Source organism: Lawsonibacter celer (genome assembly GCF_014281125.1).
Lineage (GTDB): Bacteria > Bacillota > Clostridia > Oscillospirales > Oscillospiraceae > Lawsonibacter_B > Lawsonibacter_B celer.
Window position 1 is genome coordinate 32,371 of the sequence record NZ_JACOEA010000002.1, and the last position, 21,352, is coordinate 53,722.

Sequence of the window (21,352 nt, forward strand, 5' to 3'; positions counted from 1 at the left end):
ACCTCCCAGCTAAAGAACGCAGAAAGGCATACCGAAGGAGAAGCGCCCCTTCGGTATGCCGTTTTACTCAGTCCAGAGGCTTCATCGTGGGGAACAAAATCACATCCCGGATCGAGTCGGAGTTGGTCAACAGCATGACGCAGCGGTCGATGCCGATCCCCAGGCCGCCCGTGGGGGGCATACCATACTCCAGGGCGGTGATAAAATCCTCGTCCATCATGCCGGCCTCGTCGTCACCCTTGTCCCGCAGCTCCACCTGCTTCTGGAAGCGGGCGCGCTGGTCAATTGGGTCGTTGAGCTCAGAGAAGGCGTTGCCCATCTCACTGTGGCAGACGAAGAGCTCGAACCGCTCGGTAAGCCGGGGATCCTTGGGAGAACGCTTGGCCAAGGGGGAGACATCCACCGGGTGCATGGTGATAAAGGTGGGCTGGATGAGCTTCTCCTCCACCTTTTGGTCAAAGCACTCGTAGAGCGCGTTGCCCCAGGTCTTGTCCGCCGTCTCGGGCAGCTCCACACCGATGGACTTGGCGGCCGCGACCGCCTCTTCGTCAGAGGAGATAGCCATGAAGTCGATGCCGCAGTAGTGCTTCACCGCCTCATGCATGGGCATGCGGGGCCAACCGGGGGTCAGGTCAATCTGCTCCCCCTGCCACTCCACCTGATAGGTGCCCAGAAGCTTCTGAGCCGCGGAGGAGAGCAGATCCTCAAACAGGTCCATCATGTCGTTGAAGTCGGCATAGGCCTGGTAGAGCTCAATGGTGGTGAACTCCGGGTTGTGCTTGGGGTCCATGCCCTCATTGCGGAAAATGCGGCCGATCTCATATACCCGGTCCATGCCTCCCACAATCAGCCGCTTCAGAGGCAATTCGGTGGCGATGCGCATGTACATGTCAATGTCCAGAGTATTGTGGTGGGTGATGAAGGGCCGGGCTGTGGCACCGCCGGAGATGGTGTTGAGAACGGGCGTCTCTACCTCCATGTAGCCCCGCCTGTCCATAAAATCACGCACGTGCTTGATGAATTTGGAGCGGATGATGAAGTTGCGCTTCACCTCCGGATTGACAATCAGATCCACATAGCGCTGGCGGTAGCGCAGCTCCTTGTCCTGCAGGCCGTGGAACTTCTCCGGCAGGGGCAGCAGGGACTTGGAGAGCAGCACAATGTTCTTTGCCCGCACGCTCATCTCGCCCCGCTGAGTGCGGAACACCTCGCCGTCCACGCCCACAATGTCGCCGATGTCATACTTCTTGAACTGCTTATAGACCGCCTCGTCCATCTCGTCCTGACGGGCGTACAGCTGGATGCGGCCATCCCGGTCCTGCAGATCGCAGAAGCTCACCTTACCCATACCCCGTTTGGACATCAGCCGACCCGCAACCTTGACCGCCTTTCCCTCCAAAGCGTCAAAGTTGTCCTTGATCTGCTGGGAGGTGGTATCCCATGCGAAGCGGGTGCGCTGGAACGGGTCCTCTCCCGCGTCCTGGAGCGCCTTGAGCTTATCCCGACGGATCTTCAGCAGCTCGGACAGAGACTGCTGCTCCTGCGGTACCTTCTTCTCTTCTGCCATCGTTATCCATCCTTTATCTGTTCTGCCCATTCCCCGGAACAGGCGGTAAAAGCCGGTCTATTTCTGGATATCCAGGACCTTATAGCGCACCATGCCGGCGGGGGCCTCCACATGGACCTCCTCCCCCACGGCCTTGCCCAGCAGAGCCCTGCCGAAGGGGGAGTCCTCCGAGATGCGGCCGTTCATGGGGTCCGCCTCCTGGGAGCCCACGACTTCATAGCTCTCCTCCTCCCCGAACTCCAGATCCAGCACACGGATCTTGGAGCCCAGGCGCACCGAGTTGGGGGCCTCCTCATGCTCCTCAATAATCACATAGTTGGCCAGGATATTCTCCACCTCTGCGATGCGGGAGTAGAGCTTTCCCTGCTCGTTCTTGGCCTCGTCATATTCGCTGTTTTCGGACAGGTCGCCAAAGGAGCGGGCCTCTTTAATCTGGTCCGCCACCTCCCGCTCCCGCACTGTTTTCAAGTAGTTGAGCTCCTGCTTCAGCTCTTCCAAGCGCTCAGCGCTCAGCTTGAATTCCTTCGCCATAGTTGCTGCGCACACCTTTCTTTTTTTGCTGCTTATCCTTTATATAAAGTAATTTATTCATAAAACTCGACGGTTCCGGTCGTTATTTGTTCTGTGAAAGGTGGGATTAACCCACGTTAATTCGATATTATAGGTATTTTTCCCTCGTCTGTCAAGCTAATTTGTCCCTGATATGTGGTAAATATTTCTATTTCTCCAAGGGGCAGCCGTCCCTCCTCCCACAGCAGCGCCAGCACGGGCAGGCTCTCTACGCCGGGCAGCTCCACCGACCGGGCGCGCAGCTCCAGCCCGGACAGGCAGGGCGCCGGCGGGCAGAGCACTAGGTTGCCGGGCATGTCGGGCAGAACCGGCGCAAAGTCCACCGCCACATCCGCCCTCATTCCGCCCAGTGTCTCCGGAACCGCAGCTCCATATTCCTGCCGGAGCAAAACGCAAAGCTCCGCACCTCCATCTGGAACGGCCAGCGCCAGGGTACGCACCCGGGGACAGAGGGCGTGCGCCGTCTCAAACAGCGCCCGGTCCACCCGCCTTCCCCGCAGGAGCACAGCGGCCCGCCCCGGCTCCACACCACGCGACTCCAGCATAGCCAGCGCCAGCCTGGGGGCCAGCACCCGGCAGAGGGGAACCGGATCCACCGGGAAAAGCCCCTCCTCCACCACCTGGGGCCAGCCGGCAAAGCCCTCTGGAACCAGGATGCGGCGCACCCCTGCCTCCCGCAGGCCTCGGGCCGCCCGCCGCAGCCGGCGGAGCCCCCCGCGGGTGCTCCATCCCATGGGCACCCCGGCCCGCAGCAGGGGCATTCCCCGCACCCGTATCTGCTCCAGCCTCAGCCGCCCTCTTCCCACCTCCGGGACCAGCCAGCCCACCATATTCTCACCTCGTCCCAAAGATATGCCCCAGTGCCTCCAATATGCTTTTATTGTTATTTTGAAGAAAATATCGAATAATTTCGTTTTTTCTTTACATATATATACCATTTTAGTATATTGTGGAATCAGGAAATATCACCCAGCATCTGCCGGATAAGGATGAAACCGAAAATCTATATGAGAGACATTTTTACGACCCTACAACTGGTTTAAACTACCGCAACAATTCAAATTGCGCAAGGTATTGGTTTTTTACCCATTACCAAAATGCAATTTCGGCATTCAACGCAGGCAACTATACACAGGCATGGGAACGGTTAGGCCGTGCTATCCACTATCTTGGGGATATGAACACACCTCATCATGCTGCAAATTTGCCGGCACCTGGGTCAAATCATGTAGCATTTGAAGAGCAAATAGACCACAACCGTACCAGATACTCCGCAACCTCAGCAGGTACTAAGTACAATACAGCAATTACTTCCCTTCCCGTTATCTGTGCTCAAAATGCGAAAAACCGTCTAAGTGATGCAATATCAATTGATGATCTAACTACTTATGAGCCTTGGCTTCGTGCCGGCGATAATACAGTGCCATTTGCAATGCAATATACAGCAGTTGTTCTATACCACTTTCATCAAGCGGTGACCGCATGATCGAAATCATCACCAGTCCCATCTGCTGGGTCGCAGTATTGCTGAGCGCGGCTGGGCTGCTGCTCTACGCCGCGCTCTCCCGGCGGGGGCATCCGCTGATTGCCCTGGCAGTACAGTTGGCCGTGCTCTCCCTCTATCTGGCCCTTGCCCAGGGCAAAATCGTTGATGGCTTCTACTACGTCGCGCCCATGTCGGTGCCTTTGGGCTGCGCCGTGGACGGACTGTTGCGCGCCAGGGGGGCGAACTGGTGGACCTGGGCGGCCCTGGCGGCAGCGGGCTTCGCCCCTCTGGCCCTTGCGGGTGTGGTCTGCTCCGGAAATCCCTTCTCCCCCAGCATGTTGGACCCCTTGTTTTTATTCCCCACGGCGGCCATCTACGCCCTGCCCCTGTGGTGGCACGACCGCCCATACGGCGGGACCCGAAACTGTGTGCTGTGGTTTGTGATCCAGGGGGTGTTGATCGCGCTGCTTGCGTTGAGCCGCCTGACAGACTTCAACCCGCACTATGAAACAATACAGGACGCGCTCATTCGTTCCCTAGTGGGTTGGAACGGTATCTTTGCGGCCATCTGGATGATCCCCGTGCTTGCCTCCCTCCCCGCGTTTTTCTACAACCTTCGCTGTGTGAAGCGCGGAGCTTCCACATAGCGCCCTCAACGGCCCCGCCGGTGCCCGCCGGCGGGGCTTTCTGCCGTCTCGGTGGGCCGGAGTCGTCTTTTCGAAAACTTTACCGCCGCTTACCAACTCTTTTCACCTTTTTACCGGAGATTGGTAGCGGCTGCGCGCAAATTTCGGGTATGCTGAGTTTGTCGCAAGCCTGATCCGAAATCTGCAAGTTAATTGGAGGAAATTACATGAATTGGAAGCGTCCCCTGGCCCTCTCTCTGACCGCCGTGTCCCTGGCCGGCGCTCTGACCGCCTGCTCTACCCCGACGGCCGCCGACCCCACGCCCGCCGCTACTCCCATTGTGGAGGCCCTGTCCGGCGCCCCCAAATCCGTCCAATCCCCCAAGTACGTGTTCCTGTTTGTCGGCGACGGTATGAGCTATCCCCAGATCCAGTCCACCTCCGACTTCCTGGGTGCGCTCCAGGACGAGGATTACTTTATGGCTCAGCCCAGTCTGGACGACAACCAGGGCGCTGTTCTGGACGGGCCCGAATATCTGAATTTTATGAACTTTGAGGCGGCCGGAAGCGCTGTGACCTATGACTCCAACTCCTTCGCGCCCGACTCCGCCTCCACGGCCACCTCTCTTTCCACCGGCCACAAGACCTATTCCGGTACCATCAACATGGACGAGACCGGCACTACCGCTTACGAGACCATCACGGAAAAGCTCAAAGACCAGCAGGGCTGGAAGATCGGCGTAATCTCCTCAGTCAACCTGAACCACGCCACACCCGCCGCCTTTTACGCCCACCAGGCCAGTCGCTCCAGCTATTATGACATTGGTCTGGAGCTGATCGACTCCGGCTTTGAGTACTTCGCCGGCGGCGGCCTGCTGAAGCCCGACGGCCATGACGCGGAGAACCCCTCTGAGAATCTCTATGATCTGGCGGAAGCCGCCGGCTACAAGGTCACCAAGACCCAGGCCGAGGCTGAGGCGGTCTCCGCCGCCGACGAGAAGGTCATTCTCATCGACGAGCACCTGGCTGACTCCGATGCCATGGCCTATGAGCTGGACCGCGCCGACGACATGTGGTCTCTGGCCGACTATGTGGAGAAGGGCATCGAGGTGCTGGAAAACGACAAGGGCTTTTTCCTGATGTGCGAGGGCGGCAAGATCGACTGGGCCTGCCACGCCAATGACGCCGGCTCCACTATTCATGACACACAGGCCCTTGCCGACGCGGTGCAGGTGGCCATTGACTTTGCCAAAGAGCACGCGGACGAGACCCTCATTCTGGTCACCGGCGACCACGAGACCGGCGGCCTGACCATCGGCTTTGCCGGCACCGACTACGACACCTACCTCACCCTGCTCAAGTCCCAGAAGATCTCCTACGCCAAGTTCGACAGCGACTATGTCGCCGCCTATAAGGAGAACCAGACCTCCTTTGAGGACGTGCTCAAGGACGTGGAGGAGCTGTTCGGCCTGAAGGCCTCCGGTGCGGAGGGCGACAAGCTGGTGCTCACCGAGTACGAGATGAGCCAGCTCAAGACCGCTTATGAGAAGAGTGTCCACGAGACCGCCACCGGCGTCAGCGAGCAGCAGGAGTACGTGATGTACGGCACCTACGAGCCCCTGACGGTCACCATTACCCATATCCTCAACAACAAATCCGGCATCTCCTTCACCTCTTACAGCCACACCGGCCTGCCTGTGGCCGTACTGGCCGACGGCGTAAACGCCGAGGCGTTCAACGGCTACTACGACAACACTGATATCTACAACAAGCTGGCGGACATGCTGGATGTCCGGTAGAGCGGATCTTCCTGTTCTCTCTTTTGTTTCCAAGCGGTACAGCGGACGGCACAAAATGCCGTCCGCTGTGCCAGATTTCCGGAAAGGATGAATGGATTGCATTTTTGGAAGGATGGCGCCAGACGCCGTTATTATGCCCCCGCCGTGGTATGCGCGCTGCTCATTGTGGCACTGCTTTTGATTCCCACTGGGTATGAGGGCGCCGAGAACTACCAGGGCGCCGACCGGGTGACGGCCCGGGTAACCGCCGTGGACAACTCCGCCATTGTGGACACCGGCCTGGTGCGATCCGGCGAGCAGACCTGCGCCCTGGAAATCCTGAGCGGCCGCTTCAAAGGGCAGGCTCTGACCGGGGTCAATCTGCTCAACGGCTCCCTGGAGAATGACAAGCTCTTTTCCCCCGGGGACAAGGCCCTGGTGATGGTAAGCTATCAGGAGGATTCCGTGCGTTCGGTCACCATGGTGGACCATTACCGGCTCAACAAGGAGGCCCTTCTGGCCGCCGCCTTTGCCCTGCTGCTGGTCCTGTTTGCCGGAAGAACCGGCCTGCGGGCCATTTTCTCCTTTGTGCTGACCGTGCTCATGCTGTGGAAGGTTCTGGTTCCCCTGTATTTGAAGGGGTACAGCCCTATTTTCATTGGGCTGGGCATCACGCTGACCCTCACGCTGCTCATTATCGCTCTGGTATACGGCTTCGACCGCCGGTGTGCCGCCGCCGTATCCGGCGCTTTTCTGGGCGTGCTGGTCACCTGCGTGCTGGGGGCGCTCTTCACAGACCTGTTCCAGATCCACGGCGCGGTCATGTCCTACTCCGAGAGCCTTCTGTACAGCGGCTATCAGGATCTGAACCTGACCCGCATCTTCATGGCTTCCATCTTCATCGGCTCCTCCGGGGCTGTGATGGATCTGGCCGTGGACATCTGCTCGGCGGTAAACGAGGTTGTGGTCCAGCGCCCGGACATTCCCTGGCGGGAGGCAGTGCGCTCCGGCTTCCATGTGGGCCGGGCCGCCATGGGGACCATGACCACCACGCTGCTGCTGGCCTACTCCGGCGGATATGTGGCCCTGCTCATGGTCTTTATGGCCCAGGGCACACCGCTGGTGAGCATTCTCAACTACAAATATGTCTCCTCCGAGATCATTCACACCATCGTGGGCTCCTTCGGTCTGGTCACCGTGGCCCCCTTTACCGCCCTGACCAGCGGGTTTCTCCTGGCCCGGCCCAAAAAAGAGGCGGCAGCGTAAGCTGCCGCCTCTTCTATTCAGTTATCTCCAGGGTAAAGATCAGGTGGTAAAAGACCGGCTCCGAATCTTCGGCGAACAAAAAGCCCGACCCGTTTGTGTAGCCCCTATATTCAATACACTGGGCAATTGTGACACCGCCCGCCTGGAAGGTATAATTCTCCTCCGACTGGCGCTCGATCCGCTCCAACACGTCGCTGGACGCCCAGGTAAGGCAGGTATACTCCGGCCGGGCGGCCACAAAGGCCAGGGCCGCCAGCTGCTCCTGCACCACGGGGAAGCGGGTAAATCCGGTGATCGTCCGCGTAACCTCCAGCCGCACCCCGGTGACATGGCCCTCCCCATCCACAGTGAGGGCGTGGTCCGGCGGGGTTGCGGAGTCCCTAGCCGCACTGACAACAGCGGTCACAGGAGATCTATCCTCCGTCCAGCTTCCATCCGCCTCCATACGAAAATCCTGGCTCAGATTCCGGAACGCTATGGCGTCGTTGACGTTCTGCGCGTACTGTGCCGGGGTCAGGTTCCCCCGGTGGATGGGCATCCTGGCCTGAAGGGAGACCAGCATGCCCAGCCCAACCGCCACAGCGCTGGCCGCCGCATAGCCCACGCAGCGCAGGGCGCGGGTGTCCCGGATGGTATAGACGTTGTCCGCGTCCTGCTCCCACTCCATGGCCTCCCCACGGCCGCAGGCCACGCAGCATTTGACCTGCCGCACCAGGTTGTAAATGGGAATGCCCCAGCCAAAGCCCCGGCCAAACACGCCCCATGTTCGGGCGAAGGCATCCCCCCAGGAGAGCTTGTGCCCGCCGGGGTAGCGCACCGTCAGGCCAAAGAGCCATTTGCCCGGAGTATACCCCCAGGTGCTCAGCAGGGTTGGCTCCAGAAGCAGCATCAGCCCGCAGGTGATGTAGTTCTCCAGCAGGGTGGTCCAGAAGCCGGGAAAGGGGTCCCACCGCAGCAGGAGCAGCCGCACCGCGCCCCAGAGCAGTCCGTACAGGGCCAGATCCAGATTCCGGGCAAAATACCGCCGCCAGGGGTGGGCCACGGTGCGCAGCCGGTCCTGCTGCAAACTGAAGTAGGAGGGCCGTGCCGGGGGGCGCTCCAGCCGGGCCAGATAGCGCCCCGCGTCCAGGTCGGCATAGCTGACCCCCTCGGCCCGCAGCTCCCGGCACAGCTCTCCTACCAGGGCCAAGCCGCTCTCCTCCTCCCGCAGTCGCTCCCCCTGCTCCGCCGCCGCATCTGCCAGGGCGCGCTCTCCCCGCTGGATGCGGCGGATCTCCTCCACGGGAAGCCTCAGCTGGCGCAGCAGCTTGATCTTCCGCAGGGTCTCCACATCCTCCGGGGCGTAGTCCCGGTAGCCGTTTTCTCCCCGGTGGGGGGAGAGCAGGCCCTCCTGCTCGTAAAAACGGATATTGGCCCGGGTCATGCCCAGTTCCCGTTCCAGCTCGCCAATGGTCATGGTACCGCCCCCTTTTCCCTCATAGTAAGGTATCAAGCAGGTTTACAGTCAAGGGTTTCAGGTCAGATTCTCCTGCAAAAGTTCCGCCGCGGTCTCCAGCTGGGCGTCCCCCGCTCCGGTCAGCGCCACCTCCCGGTCCAGGGTGAGCCCGGTGCCGATCAGGGACACTCCGCTGCCCGTGAAATAGGCCCCGGTGGAGATGGCCAGCGCCCCCCCGTGGGGCAGGGCAAAGGTCTGCTGGGAGTACCCCTTTCCGCTGGTGGGCTCCCCCACGATCACGGCCGCCCCCTGCTCCTGGAGCTCAGCGGCAAAAAATTCAGCCGCGGAATAGGTGTCCCCATTGACCAGCACCGCCATGGGCAGGTCCACGCAGGCCTCGTCCGACTGGGTCACCGTCTCATGCCCCGCCCGGTCCCGGCTGATGAAGATGGGGCCCTCGGGCAGCAGGAAGTCCAGCATATGGGTCAGTTCGCTGAGATAGCCGCCTCCGTTATTGCGCATATCAAAGATCAGCGCGGCCGCCCCCTGTGCCTGGAGCTCTGCTACAGCCTCCTCCAGACGCTCAGCGCTGTGCTCATAAAAATTGGACAGCTTGACATAGCCGATCCCGTCCTCCCGCAGCTCATAGGTCACCGGATTGCTCTCCACCGCCCTGCGGTTCACCTCCACCGAGCGGACGGCGCCGTCCGTCCCCGTCACCTCTAGCGTCACCGTGGTGCCCGCCTCTCCCCGGATCCGGTCGGCGCCCTCATAGCGCGCCTCCCCGGCCAGGGATTGCCCATCCGCGGCGGTGATCACCTCCCCGGCCGTGAGGCCCGCCTCCTCCGCTGGGCCGCCTGGGGTGACCTCCAGGATGAGCAGGCCCTCTTCCCGCTCATAGCTCACGGTCACGCCGATTCCCACGTACTGGTTTTTCCGGCGCTCCTCCTGCGCCTGATACGCCTCCTCTGTCAGGTAGTAGCTCCAGCGGTCCCCTAGGCCGCTCACCAGGCCGGAGAGGGCGGCATCCACCGCCTCGCTCTCGTCATACTCCCCCACAAACCGGGTATTGACCAGCGCCATGGCCTCCAGGAGTGAGAGTCCGCCCATTCCCGTCACAGCGCGCAGGGCCAGAACGCCCGCGCCCAGCGCCACCGCGGCGGCCAGCGCCGCCACCAGCAGCAGCTGCCAAAGACAAAACCGCTTTTTTCTCATCGTTACTTCCTTTCCGGCCGCCCAAATACAGACGGGCGGGAGACCGCCGTCCCCCGCCCTCGCTGCGCCGATTCCATTCTGCTGTGCAAACGCGAAATAGCCATGTGCCCTCCCCGATGGCACGGCCTTAAAATTGAAGCGTGTCCACCCCACGGATTACCAGGGGTGCACCAGATTCAGGCTCTTATACTTACCCTCCGGGTCCACACGGGTATAATTCTCCCGCACCTCCAGATGCAGATGGTTTCCGTTGGAGCTGCCCGTGGTGCCCACATAGCCGATCACCTGACCCTGGGTGACCATCTGTCCCTCGCTCACCGCCCGGGAGGACATGTGGGCGTACAGGGTGGAGGCGCCGTTGCCGTGGTCGATGACCACGTAGTTGCCATAGGAGTAGTGACTGGCAGAGGTGACCACCTGCCCGCTCTTGGCCGCCAGAATCGGGGTGCCCCCGGGCGCGGGGACGTCGATTCCCGTATGGCTGTGGGCCTTTCCGGTGATGGGGTGAATGCGGTAGCCGAACAGAGAGCTCAGTTTGTAATAGCCCGGCAGGGGCCAGAGGTAGCTGCTCTCCGAGTCGATGGTGATGTTGTTCTGCCGCCGCTCCTCCTCCAGGGCCTTCTGCTTCCTTGCGATTTCCGCCTGGATCTCCTTGGCGGCCGCGCTCTCCGCTTCCAGCTGGCGGTTTACCTCGGCCACATCGGCGTTGATCTGGTCCAGCAGCTTCTGGGCCTCGGCCACCTTTGCCTGCTGCTCCGCTTTCTTGGCCTCCTGTTCCGCCCTCGCCGTCTCCTGGCCCGCCCGGGCGCTCTCCAGGTCGGCCTTCAGCTGTTCAATCTGCCTGCGGGTTTCCACCAGCTGGTCCATGACCTGATTGTCATAGTCCATCACCGCGTCAATGTCCGTCAGCCGGTCCAGCATATCGGAAAAGCTCTCCGCGTTGAAGAGGATGGACCAATAGGAGACCGTTCCGTTCTCCTCCATCAGCCGCACCCGCTCGCAGAAGAGCTGATACTGCTCCTCCTCCCGGGCCACGGCCTCCACCCGCTCGCTCTCCTTCTGGGCGATCTCCCCGTCGTAGTAGGCAATCTGGGCATCAATATTTTCAATCTCAGAATTGATAGCCTCCAGCTGCTGGGTCAGGATATTCCGCTTCTGCTGGGCCGCCGCCTGATCGTCCTTTACCGCGTCGAGCTGCTCTTTAAGCTCCTGCTGGCGCAGGCGGGATTCCGCCTGTTCGCTCTTCAGCGCGTCAATCTCCGCCTGGGTCACCGCGCCGGCGCCCCCCATAATCATGGTGACCATGGGCAGGATCAGCAGCAGGGCCATCACACCGGCCAGAACCGCCACCAGAACCCGGCGTGGGTCCGTCCTCTGCTTCTTTTTCTGGGATTGCGGGTTTTGCTTTTTCTTTGCCACGGTATTCTCCTTTTCCTTTCTAGACCTGCAGGAACTTATGGATGGCCAGCACACTGCCGCCCGCGCCGATCACCAGCCCAACCCCGGCAAAGATGCCCAGTACGTTCAGGGCCATGGGCTGAAAGGGCAGGATGGTGATCAGAGAAATGGTGTCCGAGGTGGAAATGGCGTTGCCCACCAGGGTGTACACCCCCCATTGGAGGAAAAACGCCACCAGAGCTCCCGTCAGACCCAGGAGCATGCCCTCAAATACAAAGGGCCAGCGGATAAAGCCGTTGGTGGCGCCGCACATCTTCATAATGGCGATCTCCTCCCGCCGGTTGAAGGTGGCCAGCTTGATGGTGTTGGAGATGATAAACAGGCTCACCGCCAACAGGATGACCACCAAAATCACCGCCACCGCGCCCGCCACATTGCGCACCACGGTGAAGCCCTCCGCAATCTCGGGCGCGGACTGGGTACCCGCCACGCCGGCCACCTGCTTTACCTTCGCCTCGGTCTCCGCAAGCTTGCTGATGTCGTCCAGATAGATGTGAAAGCGGTCTCGGTATACAGTGGAGGGAAGTCCTTCAAAGAGCGGATTGTCCTGATAATCGGCCTCAAACTCTGTCTGGGCCTCCTCTTTGGTCATAAACTCCGCCCTGGCCACATTAGGTACCGCCTCCAGCGCACTCTGGAGCGCCCGCGCCTCCTCCTGGGAATAGCTCTCGTCTATAAAGGCCGTAAACTGATTTTCCTGCTCCAGGTCGCTGAACATATGCTCGGCATTGACCGCCACCAGGGAAAAGGACCCCATGATGAGCAGGCAGCATACAATCATGCATACGGCCGCAAAGGACATAAAGCCGTGGGTAAAGATACTGTGAAGCCCCTCGGAGAGGAAATAGCCGAAATTATATCGTTGTTTCATTGTCGTAATACCCGCCCGTCTCGTCGCTGATGAGCCTGCCGTTCTCAATGGCCACTACCCGCTTGGAAAAGCGGTCGACCAACTCCTTCTCATGGGTCACTACCAGCAGGGTGGTGCCCAATTCGTTGATGCGCTCCAGCAGCATCATGATCTCCAGGGAGCGCTGGGGGTCCAGATTGCCCGTGGGTTCGTCGGCGATAATGGTCTGGGGATTGTTCACCAGGGCCCGGGCGATGGCCACCCGCTGCTGCTCACCGCCGGAGAGCTCGTTGGGCCGCCGATCCCCCTTGCGGTCCAGCCCCACCAGCTCCAGCACATAGGGGATCCGCTTGCGGATCTCCCGGGGGGAGGCCCCCACAGCCCGCATGGCAAAGGTCAGGTTCTCCCGCACCGTCTTTTTCTCGATCAGGCGGAAGTCCTGGAAGATCACCCCCAAGGTACGGCGCATATATGGCACCTGCCGGGGGCGGATATTATTGAGGTTGTAGCCGTTGACCATCAGTCGCCCGCCGGTGGGGACGATCTCGGAGGTGATCAGCTTGATAATCGTGGATTTGCCGGAGCCCGAGGGACCCACCAGAAAGACGAATTCACCGTCGTCAATGCGCAGGCTGATTCCCTTCAGGGCCTTGGTCCCGTTGTCATAGGACTTTTGAATGTCAATGAGACGTATCACGCTTGCTACCCCTTATGTAAACATCACTGCAAGGGACGGTCGGCCCGTCCCTTGCAGTCGGTATTGGTTGGATTAATTGTCAATTCCTCTGGAAACTAAGTACTTCTTCACCATCAAAGCCACCTTGAAGGTAATGGCGTCGTCAAACTCCCGCAAATCCAGGCCGGTCAGCTTCTTGATCTTCTCCAGGCGGTACACCAGGGTATTGCGGTGGACGAAGAGTTTGCGAGCGGTCTCGGACACATTCAGGTTGTTTTCAAAGAACTTATTGATGGTAAACAGGGTCTCCTGATCCAGCGCGTCGATAGGGTTCTTCTTAAAGACCTCCTGGAGGAACATCTCACACAGGGTGGTGGGCAGCTGGTAGATCAGCCGGCCGATGCCCAGATTCTCATAGTTGATAATGGACTTCTCGGTATCGAACACCTTGCCCACATCAATGGCCACCTGGGCCTCCTTGTAGGCCCGCGCCAGCTCCCGGATATGCCCCACAATGGTGCCAATGCCGATCACGACCTTGATATGCAGCTCCTCCGTGATCGCATCCTCGATCTGGCTGGCAATCTTGTACAGGTCCTTGCTCTCCGCCGTGTCGCTGAGCTGTTTGATGAGCGCCACATCCGTCTCGCTGATGGAGATCACGAAGTCGGTCTGCTTATCCGGGAACAGTCCCTGCACCACATCAATGGCAGACACGTCAGAGGCGTCCATCTGGCGGATCAGGAACACCGCACGGGGCACCTCGGACACAAAATGCAGCTCCTTGGCGCGGACATAGATGTCCCCCAGCAGAATATTGTCTGAAATAATGTTCTTGACAAAGGTGGCCTTGTCGTGCTTCTCCTCATAGTAGCTTTTGGCCCCGTTCAAAGCCACTGTGGCCATGGTGCACACCAGCCGTGCCTCGGCGTCCTCGCCCGCGGCAAAGGCCGCGTAGTCGAACTGGGCGCTCCAGCCGGCCAGCACCTTGAAGGTGCGCCCCTCATAGAGGGCCACATCCCCATTGCTGTTGTTGATCGCGTCCACGGCGCCCGGCCAGTGCTCCCCGATGCAGGTCAGCTCGTTACAGGCCACCACCGTTCCCTCAGAATCAATCACACCAATGGCTCGATCCGTGCTGTCCTTCATCTGCAAGACAACGCTTTGAAAAATTCTGCTGGACATGGCGTTAGCCTCCCTTTCTTCTACTTGAATTTCCCTCATATCTGAGATATTTACATGAATCGCTTTTTATTATACCGGTTTTTTTCTCCCTTTTCAATAGCTTCTGAAAAGTTTTTTGGTCAAATTGCCGAACCAAAAGTGGGCAGGCCGACTTGGGAAAAGAGGCTGTGCCGTCAGGGGCTGCCTCCTCGCAGAGCTGATATCTCCTCTCCAGTCAGAGGCCGCCATTCCCCGGGGCCCAGGCTCGGGTCCAGCTTCAGCGGCCCCATGGTCAGCCGCTTCAGATAAATCACCGGCTTGCCCCGCTGGGCCAGCATCCGTTTGATCTGGTGGTACTTCCCCTCCCGCAGAGTAATCACGGCGGTGTCCGAGGCCTCCAGCAGCTCCAGCCCCGCGGGCAGGCAGGTATACCCGTCTGCCAGAGTCAGCCCCGCTTCAAACGCCGCCGCATCCCCCTCGTCCAGCACCCCGTCCACCCGGACAAAATAGGTCTTGTCCACATGCCTGCGGGGGGAGAGCAGGCTGTGAGCCAGGAGGCCGTCGTTGGTGAGCAGGAGCAGCCCCTCCGTGTCCTTGTCCAGGCGCCCCGCCGGAAAAAGCCCTGCCCGGCGCAGGTGCTCAGGCAGCAGGGAGAACACGGTTGGCTGCCGCGGGTCCTCGGTGGACGAGACCAGTCCGGCGGGCTTGTGGAGCATCAGATAGACCACGGCTTCCCCGGCCACGACCATCCCGTCCACCTGAAAGGTGGAGGTTGAGGCGCATTTTTCCTCCGGGCTTCGGACCACCCTTCCGTCCACGCATACCCGCCCCGCCCGGATCAGCTCCCGGATCTCCCGTCGGGACCAGCGGCCGGTATTGGCCAATCGTTTGTCCAAGCGCTCCATATTCGCCCTCCTCTTGTCCATTTCTGCTATTTTATCATATCTCTATGCCGCTGTGCATAGAAATTAACACGATTGTTTTCGAAGGGAGCGTTGCGCTGTGTTTATTTTTACCGCCAAGCTTCACCGTGGGCGGATCGCGGCCGTTCTGGCGGCGGTGGTTGTCGTCTGCGGCGTGCTGGCCGCGACTGTGGACCTGCCGGGCGCCAGCAGTGCCGCCGTCTCCACCGCCGCCAGTCCCAAGGGAATCCGGTCTAATGAGGACCGAATTTCCTATCTGTCCAGCTATGGCTGGAGTGTGTCGGCCGAGCCCATCTCTGTGGAGGAGCTGGTCATCCCGGAGGAGTTCGACGATACCTACACACAATACCTGGAGCTGCAGTCCAGCCAGGGCTTTGACCTGGAGAAGTATGCCGGAAAGCGGGTCAAACGGTACACCTACGCCATCACCAATTATCCCACCGGCGAGGAGGGCGTACAGGCCGGGCTGCTGATCTACAAAAACACAGTCATCGGCGGCGATGTGCTCTCCAGCCAGCTGGGCGGCTTCATCCACGGGCTGGAACTGCCCACCTGAAAGAAAAACGCGGCGCTCATATGAGCGCCGCGCTGTGCTGAACCGTCCTTTATTGTCCGGAAATCATATGGACGTTCAAATGATTGTAGGTCATCTGAATGCCGTCCCGGTCAAAGGCGGCCTTGACCTGTTCCAGCAGGTCAAAATATAGATCCCAGTAATGCTCCGTCTCGCACCAGACCCGCACGGTATAGTCAACACAGCTCTCCTTATAAGCGGACACCCGCACAAAGGGCTCCGGCTCGGCCAGGGCCCTGGGATGGGCCGCAATCACGCCTTTGATACAGGCAATCACCTGCTCCGCCCTGTCCTCATAGGAGGTGCTGAACACCAGGTCGACCCTGCGCCTCGGCTCTGCGGTATAGTTGGTCACTTTGGCCGCTGACATCTCACTGTTGGGCACAAAGATTAGCTTGTTGTCCACTGTCACGAGTTTTGTATGAACCAGTGTGATCTCCTGCACCTTGCCCTCCACACCGCTGGCGGCAATATAATCGCCCACTTTGAAAGGCTTTGCGGTAAGCACCTGCACACCGCCCGCCAGGTTGGAGAGTGCCCCCTGGACGGCCAGGGAGACCGCCAGACCGATCACACTGAGGACTGCCACCAGAGAGGTAATCTGCACCCCCAGGGCTCCCACAATAATGATAATGGCCAAAAACCACAGCACAAATTTTGAAATGGTGCGAATAAAGGTATGCAGGCTCAGATCAATCTTTCCCCTGGCCAGGAACCGGTCCACCAGGCGCAGCAGCAGCTTGACCACTGTCACACAGACCACAATCAGCACAAGGATATACAGTAGCTTCTGCAGGGTAAATCCCTGAAAAATCGGGGCAAATACGTCTGCGATCCCGGTCTGATCGGCCAGCTCTCCCAGGGTCCCGGTCACATTTTCCTGAAGCGTTTCCGTCACATTTTCCGGCACGAATCTCCCTCCCTTGTCTGAAAAAAGGACCCGCCGCTATGCGGCGGGTCCTTTTTAGGTTGGACCGATTATTCGGCGGTCTCGATGACCACGCCGGAGCCAACGGTACGGCCGCCCTCGCGGATAGCGAAGCGCAGGCCCTTCTCGATGGCGATGGGGGTGATCAGCTCCACGTCCATGTCCACGTTGTCGCCGGGCATGCACATCTCGGTGCCCTCGGGCAGGGTGATGACGCCGGTCACGTCGGTGGTACGGAAGTAGAACTGGGGACGATAGTTGTTGAAGAAGGGGGTGTGACGGCCGCCCTCATCCTTGGAGAGCACGTACACCTGGCCCTTGAACTTGGTGTGGGGATGAATGGAGCCGGGCTTGCACAGCACCTGGCCGCGCTCCACCTCGTTCTTGGCCACGCCGCGCAGCAGGCAGCCCACGTTGTCGCCGGCCTCGACGTAGTCCAGAGTCTTGCGGAACATCTCCATGGAGGTGACGACGGTGGACTTCTTCTCGTCGGTCAGGCCCACGATCTCCACGGTCTCGCCGGCCTTCAGCTGGCCGCGCTCCACACGGCCGGTAGCCACGGTGCCGCGGCCGGAGATGGTGAACACGTCCTCCACGGGCATCAGGAAGGGCTGGTCGGCCTTGCGGTCGGGAGTGGGGATATAGGAGTCGACAGCGTCCATCAGCTCCTTGATGCAGGCGAAGTCGGGATCATTCACGTCGCCGGACTCGCAGGTCAGGGCGTTCAGAGCGGAACCCTTGATAATGGGGATCTCGTCGCCGGGGAACTCGTACTTGGACAGAACCTCGCGGACCTCCATCTCGACCAGCTCCAGCAGCTCCTCGTCGTCGACCTGATCGCACTTGTTCAGGAACACGACCATGGCGGGCACGCCCACCTGACGGGCCAGCAGGATGTGCTCACGGGTCTGAGCCATGGGGCCGTCGGTGGCGGCGATGACCAGGATGGCGCCGTCCATCTGAGCAGCGCCAGTGATCATGTTCTTGATATAGTCGGCGTGGCCCGGGCAGTCAACGTGGGCATAGTGGCGCTTGTCGGTCTCATACTCCACGTGGGCGGTATTGATAGTGATGCCGCGCTCGCGCTCCTCGGGAGCCTTATCGATGCTGGAGTAGTCCTCGTACTGGGCCTGACCCTTCAGGGCCAGATACTTGGTGATAGCGGCGGTCAGAGTGGTCTTGCCGTGGTCAACGTGGCCGATGGTGCCGATGTTGACATGGGGCTTGGTACGCTCAAATTTAGCCTTAGCCATTTTGAATGTTCCTCCTTAAATCACATATTACATGTTTTTGATTCAATAAATGCGATGCTATTTTATAGCATTACGGGAAAAATTGCAATACCTTTGTTGGCGTTCTCCCTGAGACATTGCGCTGCTACGCTGCGGCGGCTTGTCCGCGCTTCTTATTCGCCCTTGCGGCCACGCTCGGCAATGATCTTCTCAGCGATGCTCTTGGGGATCTCCACATAGCTGTGGGGCTCCATGGAGTACTGGCCGCGGCCCTGAGTGCTGGAACGCAGGTCAGTGGCGTAGCCGAACATGTTGGCCAGAGGCACCAGCGCGTCGATCTGGGTGGCGCCGGGGCGGCTCTCCTGGCCCTGGATCATGCCGCGGCGGCCGTTCAGGTCGCCGATGACATTGCCCAGGTATTCGTCGGGAACGATGACGGAGACCTTCATCATGGGCTCCAGCAGCACCGGATTGGCCTTGCGGCAGGCCTCCTTGAAGGCCATGGAGCCGGCGATCTTAAAGGCCATTTCGGAGGAGTCCACCTCGTGGTAGGAGCCGAAGGTCAGGTGGACCTTCACGTCGACCACGGGATAGCCGGCCAGAACACCGGCCTGCATGGCGCCCTGGATACCGGCGTCCACGGCGGGGATATACTCCTTGGGGATCACGCCGCCGGTGATCTCATTGAGGAACTCATAGCCCTTGCCGGGCTCGTTGGGCTCCACAGTGATGCGGACGTGGCCGTACTGGCCCTTACCGCCGGACTGACGGGCATACTTGGTGTCCTGCTCCACAGACTTCTTAATGGTCTCCTTATAGGCGACCTGGGGAGCGCCCACGTTGGCCTCCACCTTGTACTCGCGGAGCAGACGGTCCACGATGATCTCCAGATGGAGCTCTCCCATACCGGCGATGATGGTCTGACCGGTCTCCTCGTCGGTGTAGGTCTTGAAGGTGGGGTCCTCCTCGGCCAGCTTCATCAGGGCAATGCCCATCTTCTCCTGGCCGGCCTTGGTCTTGGGCTCGATAGCCACGCGGATCACGGGCTCGGGGAACTCCATGGACTCCAGGATGATGGGGTGCTTCTCGTCGCAGAGGGTGTCACCGGTGGTAGAGTTCTTCAGGCCGATGACGGCGGCGATATCGCCGGAGTACACGGTCTCAATATCCTCACGGTGATTGGCGTGCATCTGCAGGATACGGCCGATGCGCTCCTTCTGCTTCTTGGTGGAGTTGAGCACGGTGGTGCCGGTATTCAGGGTGCCGGAGTACACGCGCACAAAGGACAGACGGCCAACGAAGGGATCGGTGGCAATCTTGAACGCCAGGGCGGAGAAAGGCGCCTCGTCGGAAGCAGGACGGGAGTCCTCCTCTTCCGTCTCGGGATTCACGCCCTGGATGGCGGGAATATCCACCGGAGAGGGCATATAGTCCACGATGGCGTCCAGCAGCTTCTGCACCCCCTTGTTCTTGTAGGAGGTCCCGCAGGTCACGGGGACAAACTGGTTGTCAATGGTGCCCTGGCGGATCACTTTGCGGATCAGGTCCTGAGGGATGGGCTGCTCCTCCAGAGCCAGCTCCATGATCTCGTCGGACAGATCGGCACAGGCGTCGATGAGCTTGGTTCGGTACTCCTGGGCCAGCTCCATCATGTCCTCGGGAATAGGCTCCACCCGCATGTCCTTGCCCAAATCGTCGTAGTAGATGTCCGCGTCCATCTCTACCAGGTCGATGATGCCCTTGAAGGTATCCTCAGAACCGATGGGGAGCTGGATAGGCACGGCATTGCACTTGAGACGGTCGTGGATCATGTTCAGAACATGATAGAAGTCGGCGCCCATGATATCCATCTTGTTGACGTAGATCATGCGGGGGACCTTGTAGTGGTCCGCCTGACGCCACACAGTCTCGGACTGGGGCTCCACGCCGCCCTTAGCGCACATGACGGTCACAGAGCCGTCCAGTACGCGCAGGGATCGCTCCACCTCCACGGTGAAGTCCACGTGGCCCGGGGTGTCAATGATGTTGATTCGGGTCTGGGGGAACTGATCCTTGGTTCCCTTCCAGTAGCAGGTGGTGGCGGCGGAGGTGATGGTGATGCCGCGCTCCTGCTCCTGAGCCATCCAGTCCATGGTGGCGGTGCCGTCATGGGTCTCGCCGATCTTGTAGTTGACGCCGGTATAATAGAGGATACGCTCGGTGGTGGTCGTCTTGCCCGCGTCGATGTGGGCCATGATGCCGATGTTCCGAGTGTTCTCCAGAGAAACTTTTCTAGGCATAACTGCTCTCCTTTATTACCAGCGGTAGTGCGCGAAGGCCTTGTTGGACTCGGCCATCTTGTGGGTGTCCTCGCGCTTCTTGACCGCGGAGCCGAGGTTGTTGGCGGCGTCCATGATCTCGCCAGCCAGCCGCTCCTTCATGGTCTTCTCGCTGCGGGCGCGGGAATAATTGGTCAGCCAGCGCAGACCCAGGGTCTGACGGCGCTCGGGCCGAACCTCGATGGGCACCTGGTAGGTGGCGCCGCCCACACGGCGGGCCTTAACCTCCAGGGAAGGCATAATATTTTCCAGCGCAGTGGTAAAGACCTCCAGGGGGTCCTTCTCGGTCTTCTCCTTAATAATGTCGAAAGCACCGTAAACCACTTTCTGGGCTACGCCCTTCTTGCCGTCCAGCATGATGCTGTTGACCAGCTTGGTCACCAGGACGGAGTTGTAAAGCGGGTCGGGCAGGATCTCCCGCTTGGGTACGTTTCCTCTTCTGGGCACTTTGCTTCCCTCCTTCATAGTATGATTTCATAGGTACTCGAAGGCTTTTCACGAAAGCCCCCGTGTAAGACAAGTGCCTGCTTGTCCAGTGCCCCACAGAAAACGCCCCCTATATTATATAGGTAAGCGCCTCCGCAAGGACAACTGCCTTGCGCGTATGCGCATAAAGTCTCTTAAATTGGGTCTGCAGAAGAAATTACTTCTTGCCGGCCTTGGGCCGCTTGGCGCCGTACTTGGAACGGCCCTGCATACGGCCGTTGACGCCCTGGGCATCCAGAGTGCCGCGGATGATGTGGTAACGAACGCCGGGCAGGTCCTTGACACGGCCGCCGCGGATCATGACCACGGAGTGCTCCTGCAGGTTGTGGCCCACACCGGGAATATAGGCGGTCACTTCGTAGCCGTTGGTCAGACGCACACGGGCGATCTTACGCAGCGCGGAGTTAGGCTTCTTCGGGGTGGAGGTACGAACAGCGGTGCACACGCCTCTCTTCTGAGGAGAAGGCAGGTCGGTCTCGCGGTTCTTCAGGGTGTTCAGGCCCTTCTGCATGGCAGGAGAATTGGACTTGTAGGTCACGGCCTGGCGTCCCTTCCGGACGAGCTGGTTAAACGTAGGCATGGTATTCCTCCTTTCTCAAAAAATACAAATTTTATTTTAACAAAAATAACCTCAGGTTATTCCTGTTAAAAGCAACAAAGAAGCGCGGAGAAGCCGGGAGCAGGCGGGTAAGACCCAGAGCGGAGCAAACGGACCGCAGGCGCGTAAGCGCCGAAGGCCGGCTTGCACAGTCGCAGGGGCTTAGACGCCGTCGCGGAGGCTTCGCAGCGTGACGCCGAAG

General features: G+C 59.9%; 20 protein-coding genes. 5 read left to right on the forward strand and 15 right to left on the reverse strand.

All coding sequences use genetic code 11. The features are described from left to right. Positions 1-67 precede the first annotated feature (67 nt). From lysS to H9Q75_RS04935, 3 genes are all read right to left on the reverse strand, one after another. Entirely contained in the window at positions 68-1,567 is a 1,500-nt protein-coding gene (gene lysS / locus H9Q75_RS04925; protein WP_186565072.1) for a lysine--tRNA ligase, read from the reverse strand. Positions 1,568-1,624: 57 nt separating this feature from the next. Next, positions 1,625-2,098 carry a transcription elongation factor GreA gene (gene greA, locus H9Q75_RS04930; protein ID WP_186565073.1) on the reverse strand — a complete coding sequence of 158 codons (474 nt, stop codon included), beginning with the start codon at positions 2,096-2,098 and terminating at the stop codon, positions 1,625-1,627. A 116-nt stretch (positions 2,099-2,214) separates the two neighbouring features. Next, positions 2,215-2,967 (reverse strand): hypothetical protein, encoded by a 753-nt coding sequence (locus H9Q75_RS04935; RefSeq protein ID WP_186565074.1) that lies wholly within the window; start codon positions 2,965-2,967, stop codon positions 2,215-2,217. Positions 2,968-3,086: 119 nt separating this feature from the next. Here H9Q75_RS04935 and H9Q75_RS04940 point away from each other — a divergent pair, with 119 nt between their 5' ends. From H9Q75_RS04940 to H9Q75_RS04955, 4 genes are all read left to right on the forward strand, one after another. Further along, a complete protein-coding gene (locus tag H9Q75_RS04940) occupies positions 3,087-3,623 on the forward strand; it encodes a zinc dependent phospholipase C family protein (RefSeq protein WP_186565075.1) in 537 nt (178 codons plus the stop codon). After that, complete coding sequence (locus H9Q75_RS04945) at positions 3,620-4,270, forward strand: hypothetical protein (protein ID WP_186565076.1); 651 nt, start codon at positions 3,620-3,622, stop codon at positions 4,268-4,270. Before H9Q75_RS04940 ends, H9Q75_RS04945 begins: the two co-directional genes overlap by 4 nt. Before the next feature lie 206 nt (positions 4,271-4,476). Continuing rightward, positions 4,477-6,048, forward strand: a complete 1,572-nt coding sequence (locus H9Q75_RS04950; protein WP_186565077.1) for an alkaline phosphatase — start codon at positions 4,477-4,479, stop codon at positions 6,046-6,048. A gap of 96 nt (positions 6,049-6,144) precedes the next feature. Continuing rightward, a complete protein-coding gene (locus H9Q75_RS04955; RefSeq protein ID WP_423788633.1) occupies positions 6,145-7,293 on the forward strand; it encodes a YibE/F family protein in 1,149 nt (382 codons plus the stop codon). A 13-nt stretch (positions 7,294-7,306) separates the two neighbouring features. On the opposite strand, the gene H9Q75_RS04960 is transcribed toward H9Q75_RS04955, so the two are convergent. The 7 genes from H9Q75_RS04960 to H9Q75_RS04990 all read right to left on the reverse strand — a co-directional run bounded on the left by H9Q75_RS04960 (position 7,307) and on the right by H9Q75_RS04990 (position 14,996). Beyond that, a complete protein-coding gene (locus tag H9Q75_RS04960; RefSeq protein ID WP_186565079.1) occupies positions 7,307-8,749 on the reverse strand; it encodes a MerR family transcriptional regulator in 1,443 nt (480 codons plus the stop codon). 57 nt (positions 8,750-8,806) lie between these two features. Then, positions 8,807-9,943 (reverse strand): S41 family peptidase, encoded by a 1,137-nt coding sequence (locus tag H9Q75_RS04965; protein ID WP_186565080.1) that lies wholly within the window; start codon positions 9,941-9,943, stop codon positions 8,807-8,809. A gap of 156 nt (positions 9,944-10,099) precedes the next feature. Beyond that, positions 10,100-11,362 (reverse strand): murein hydrolase activator EnvC family protein, encoded by a 1,263-nt coding sequence (locus tag H9Q75_RS04970; protein ID WP_341480904.1) that lies wholly within the window; start codon positions 11,360-11,362, stop codon positions 10,100-10,102. A gap of 19 nt (positions 11,363-11,381) precedes the next feature. Further along, entirely contained in the window at positions 11,382-12,272 is an 891-nt protein-coding gene (gene ftsX / locus H9Q75_RS04975) for a permease-like cell division protein FtsX (protein ID WP_186565081.1), read from the reverse strand. Then, the gene (ftsE, locus tag H9Q75_RS04980; RefSeq protein ID WP_186565082.1) at positions 12,256-12,948 is read right to left on the reverse strand and encodes a cell division ATP-binding protein FtsE; all 693 of its coding nucleotides are present in this window, start codon (positions 12,946-12,948) and stop codon (positions 12,256-12,258) included. Before ftsE ends, ftsX begins: the two co-directional genes overlap by 17 nt. 72 nt (positions 12,949-13,020) lie before the next feature. After that, a complete protein-coding gene (locus H9Q75_RS04985) occupies positions 13,021-14,112 on the reverse strand; it encodes a PucR family transcriptional regulator (protein ID WP_186565083.1) in 1,092 nt (363 codons plus the stop codon). Between the two features lie 173 nt (positions 14,113-14,285). Next, a complete protein-coding gene (locus H9Q75_RS04990; protein ID WP_186565084.1) occupies positions 14,286-14,996 on the reverse strand; it encodes a pseudouridine synthase in 711 nt (236 codons plus the stop codon). 97 nt (positions 14,997-15,093) lie between these two features. Here H9Q75_RS04990 and H9Q75_RS04995 point away from each other — a divergent pair, with 97 nt between their 5' ends. Next, positions 15,094-15,570, forward strand: coding sequence for a DUF4830 domain-containing protein (locus tag H9Q75_RS04995; protein ID WP_186565085.1), 477 nt, complete (start codon positions 15,094-15,096; stop codon positions 15,568-15,570). Between the two features lie 49 nt (positions 15,571-15,619). Here the strand turns inward: H9Q75_RS04995 and H9Q75_RS05000 are convergent, their stop codons facing one another. The 5 genes from H9Q75_RS05000 to rpsL all read right to left on the reverse strand — a co-directional run bounded on the left by H9Q75_RS05000 (position 15,620) and on the right by rpsL (position 21,132). Further along, complete coding sequence (locus tag H9Q75_RS05000; RefSeq protein ID WP_186565086.1) at positions 15,620-16,498, reverse strand: mechanosensitive ion channel domain-containing protein; 879 nt, start codon at positions 16,496-16,498, stop codon at positions 15,620-15,622. A 68-nt stretch (positions 16,499-16,566) separates the two neighbouring features. Beyond that, entirely contained in the window at positions 16,567-17,769 is a 1,203-nt protein-coding gene (tuf, locus tag H9Q75_RS05005; protein ID WP_186565087.1) for an elongation factor Tu, read from the reverse strand. Between the two features lie 152 nt (positions 17,770-17,921). Beyond that, entirely contained in the window at positions 17,922-20,027 is a 2,106-nt protein-coding gene (fusA, locus tag H9Q75_RS05010) for an elongation factor G (protein WP_186565088.1), read from the reverse strand. 15 nt (positions 20,028-20,042) lie between these two features. Beyond that, on the reverse strand, positions 20,043-20,513 hold the full coding sequence (rpsG, locus tag H9Q75_RS05015; protein WP_186565089.1) for a 30S ribosomal protein S7: 471 nt from the start codon (positions 20,511-20,513) through the stop codon (positions 20,043-20,045). A gap of 196 nt (positions 20,514-20,709) precedes the next feature. Further along, the gene (gene rpsL / locus H9Q75_RS05020; protein WP_186565090.1) at positions 20,710-21,132 is read right to left on the reverse strand and encodes a 30S ribosomal protein S12; all 423 of its coding nucleotides are present in this window, start codon (positions 21,130-21,132) and stop codon (positions 20,710-20,712) included. Positions 21,133-21,352: the final 220 nt, after the last annotated feature.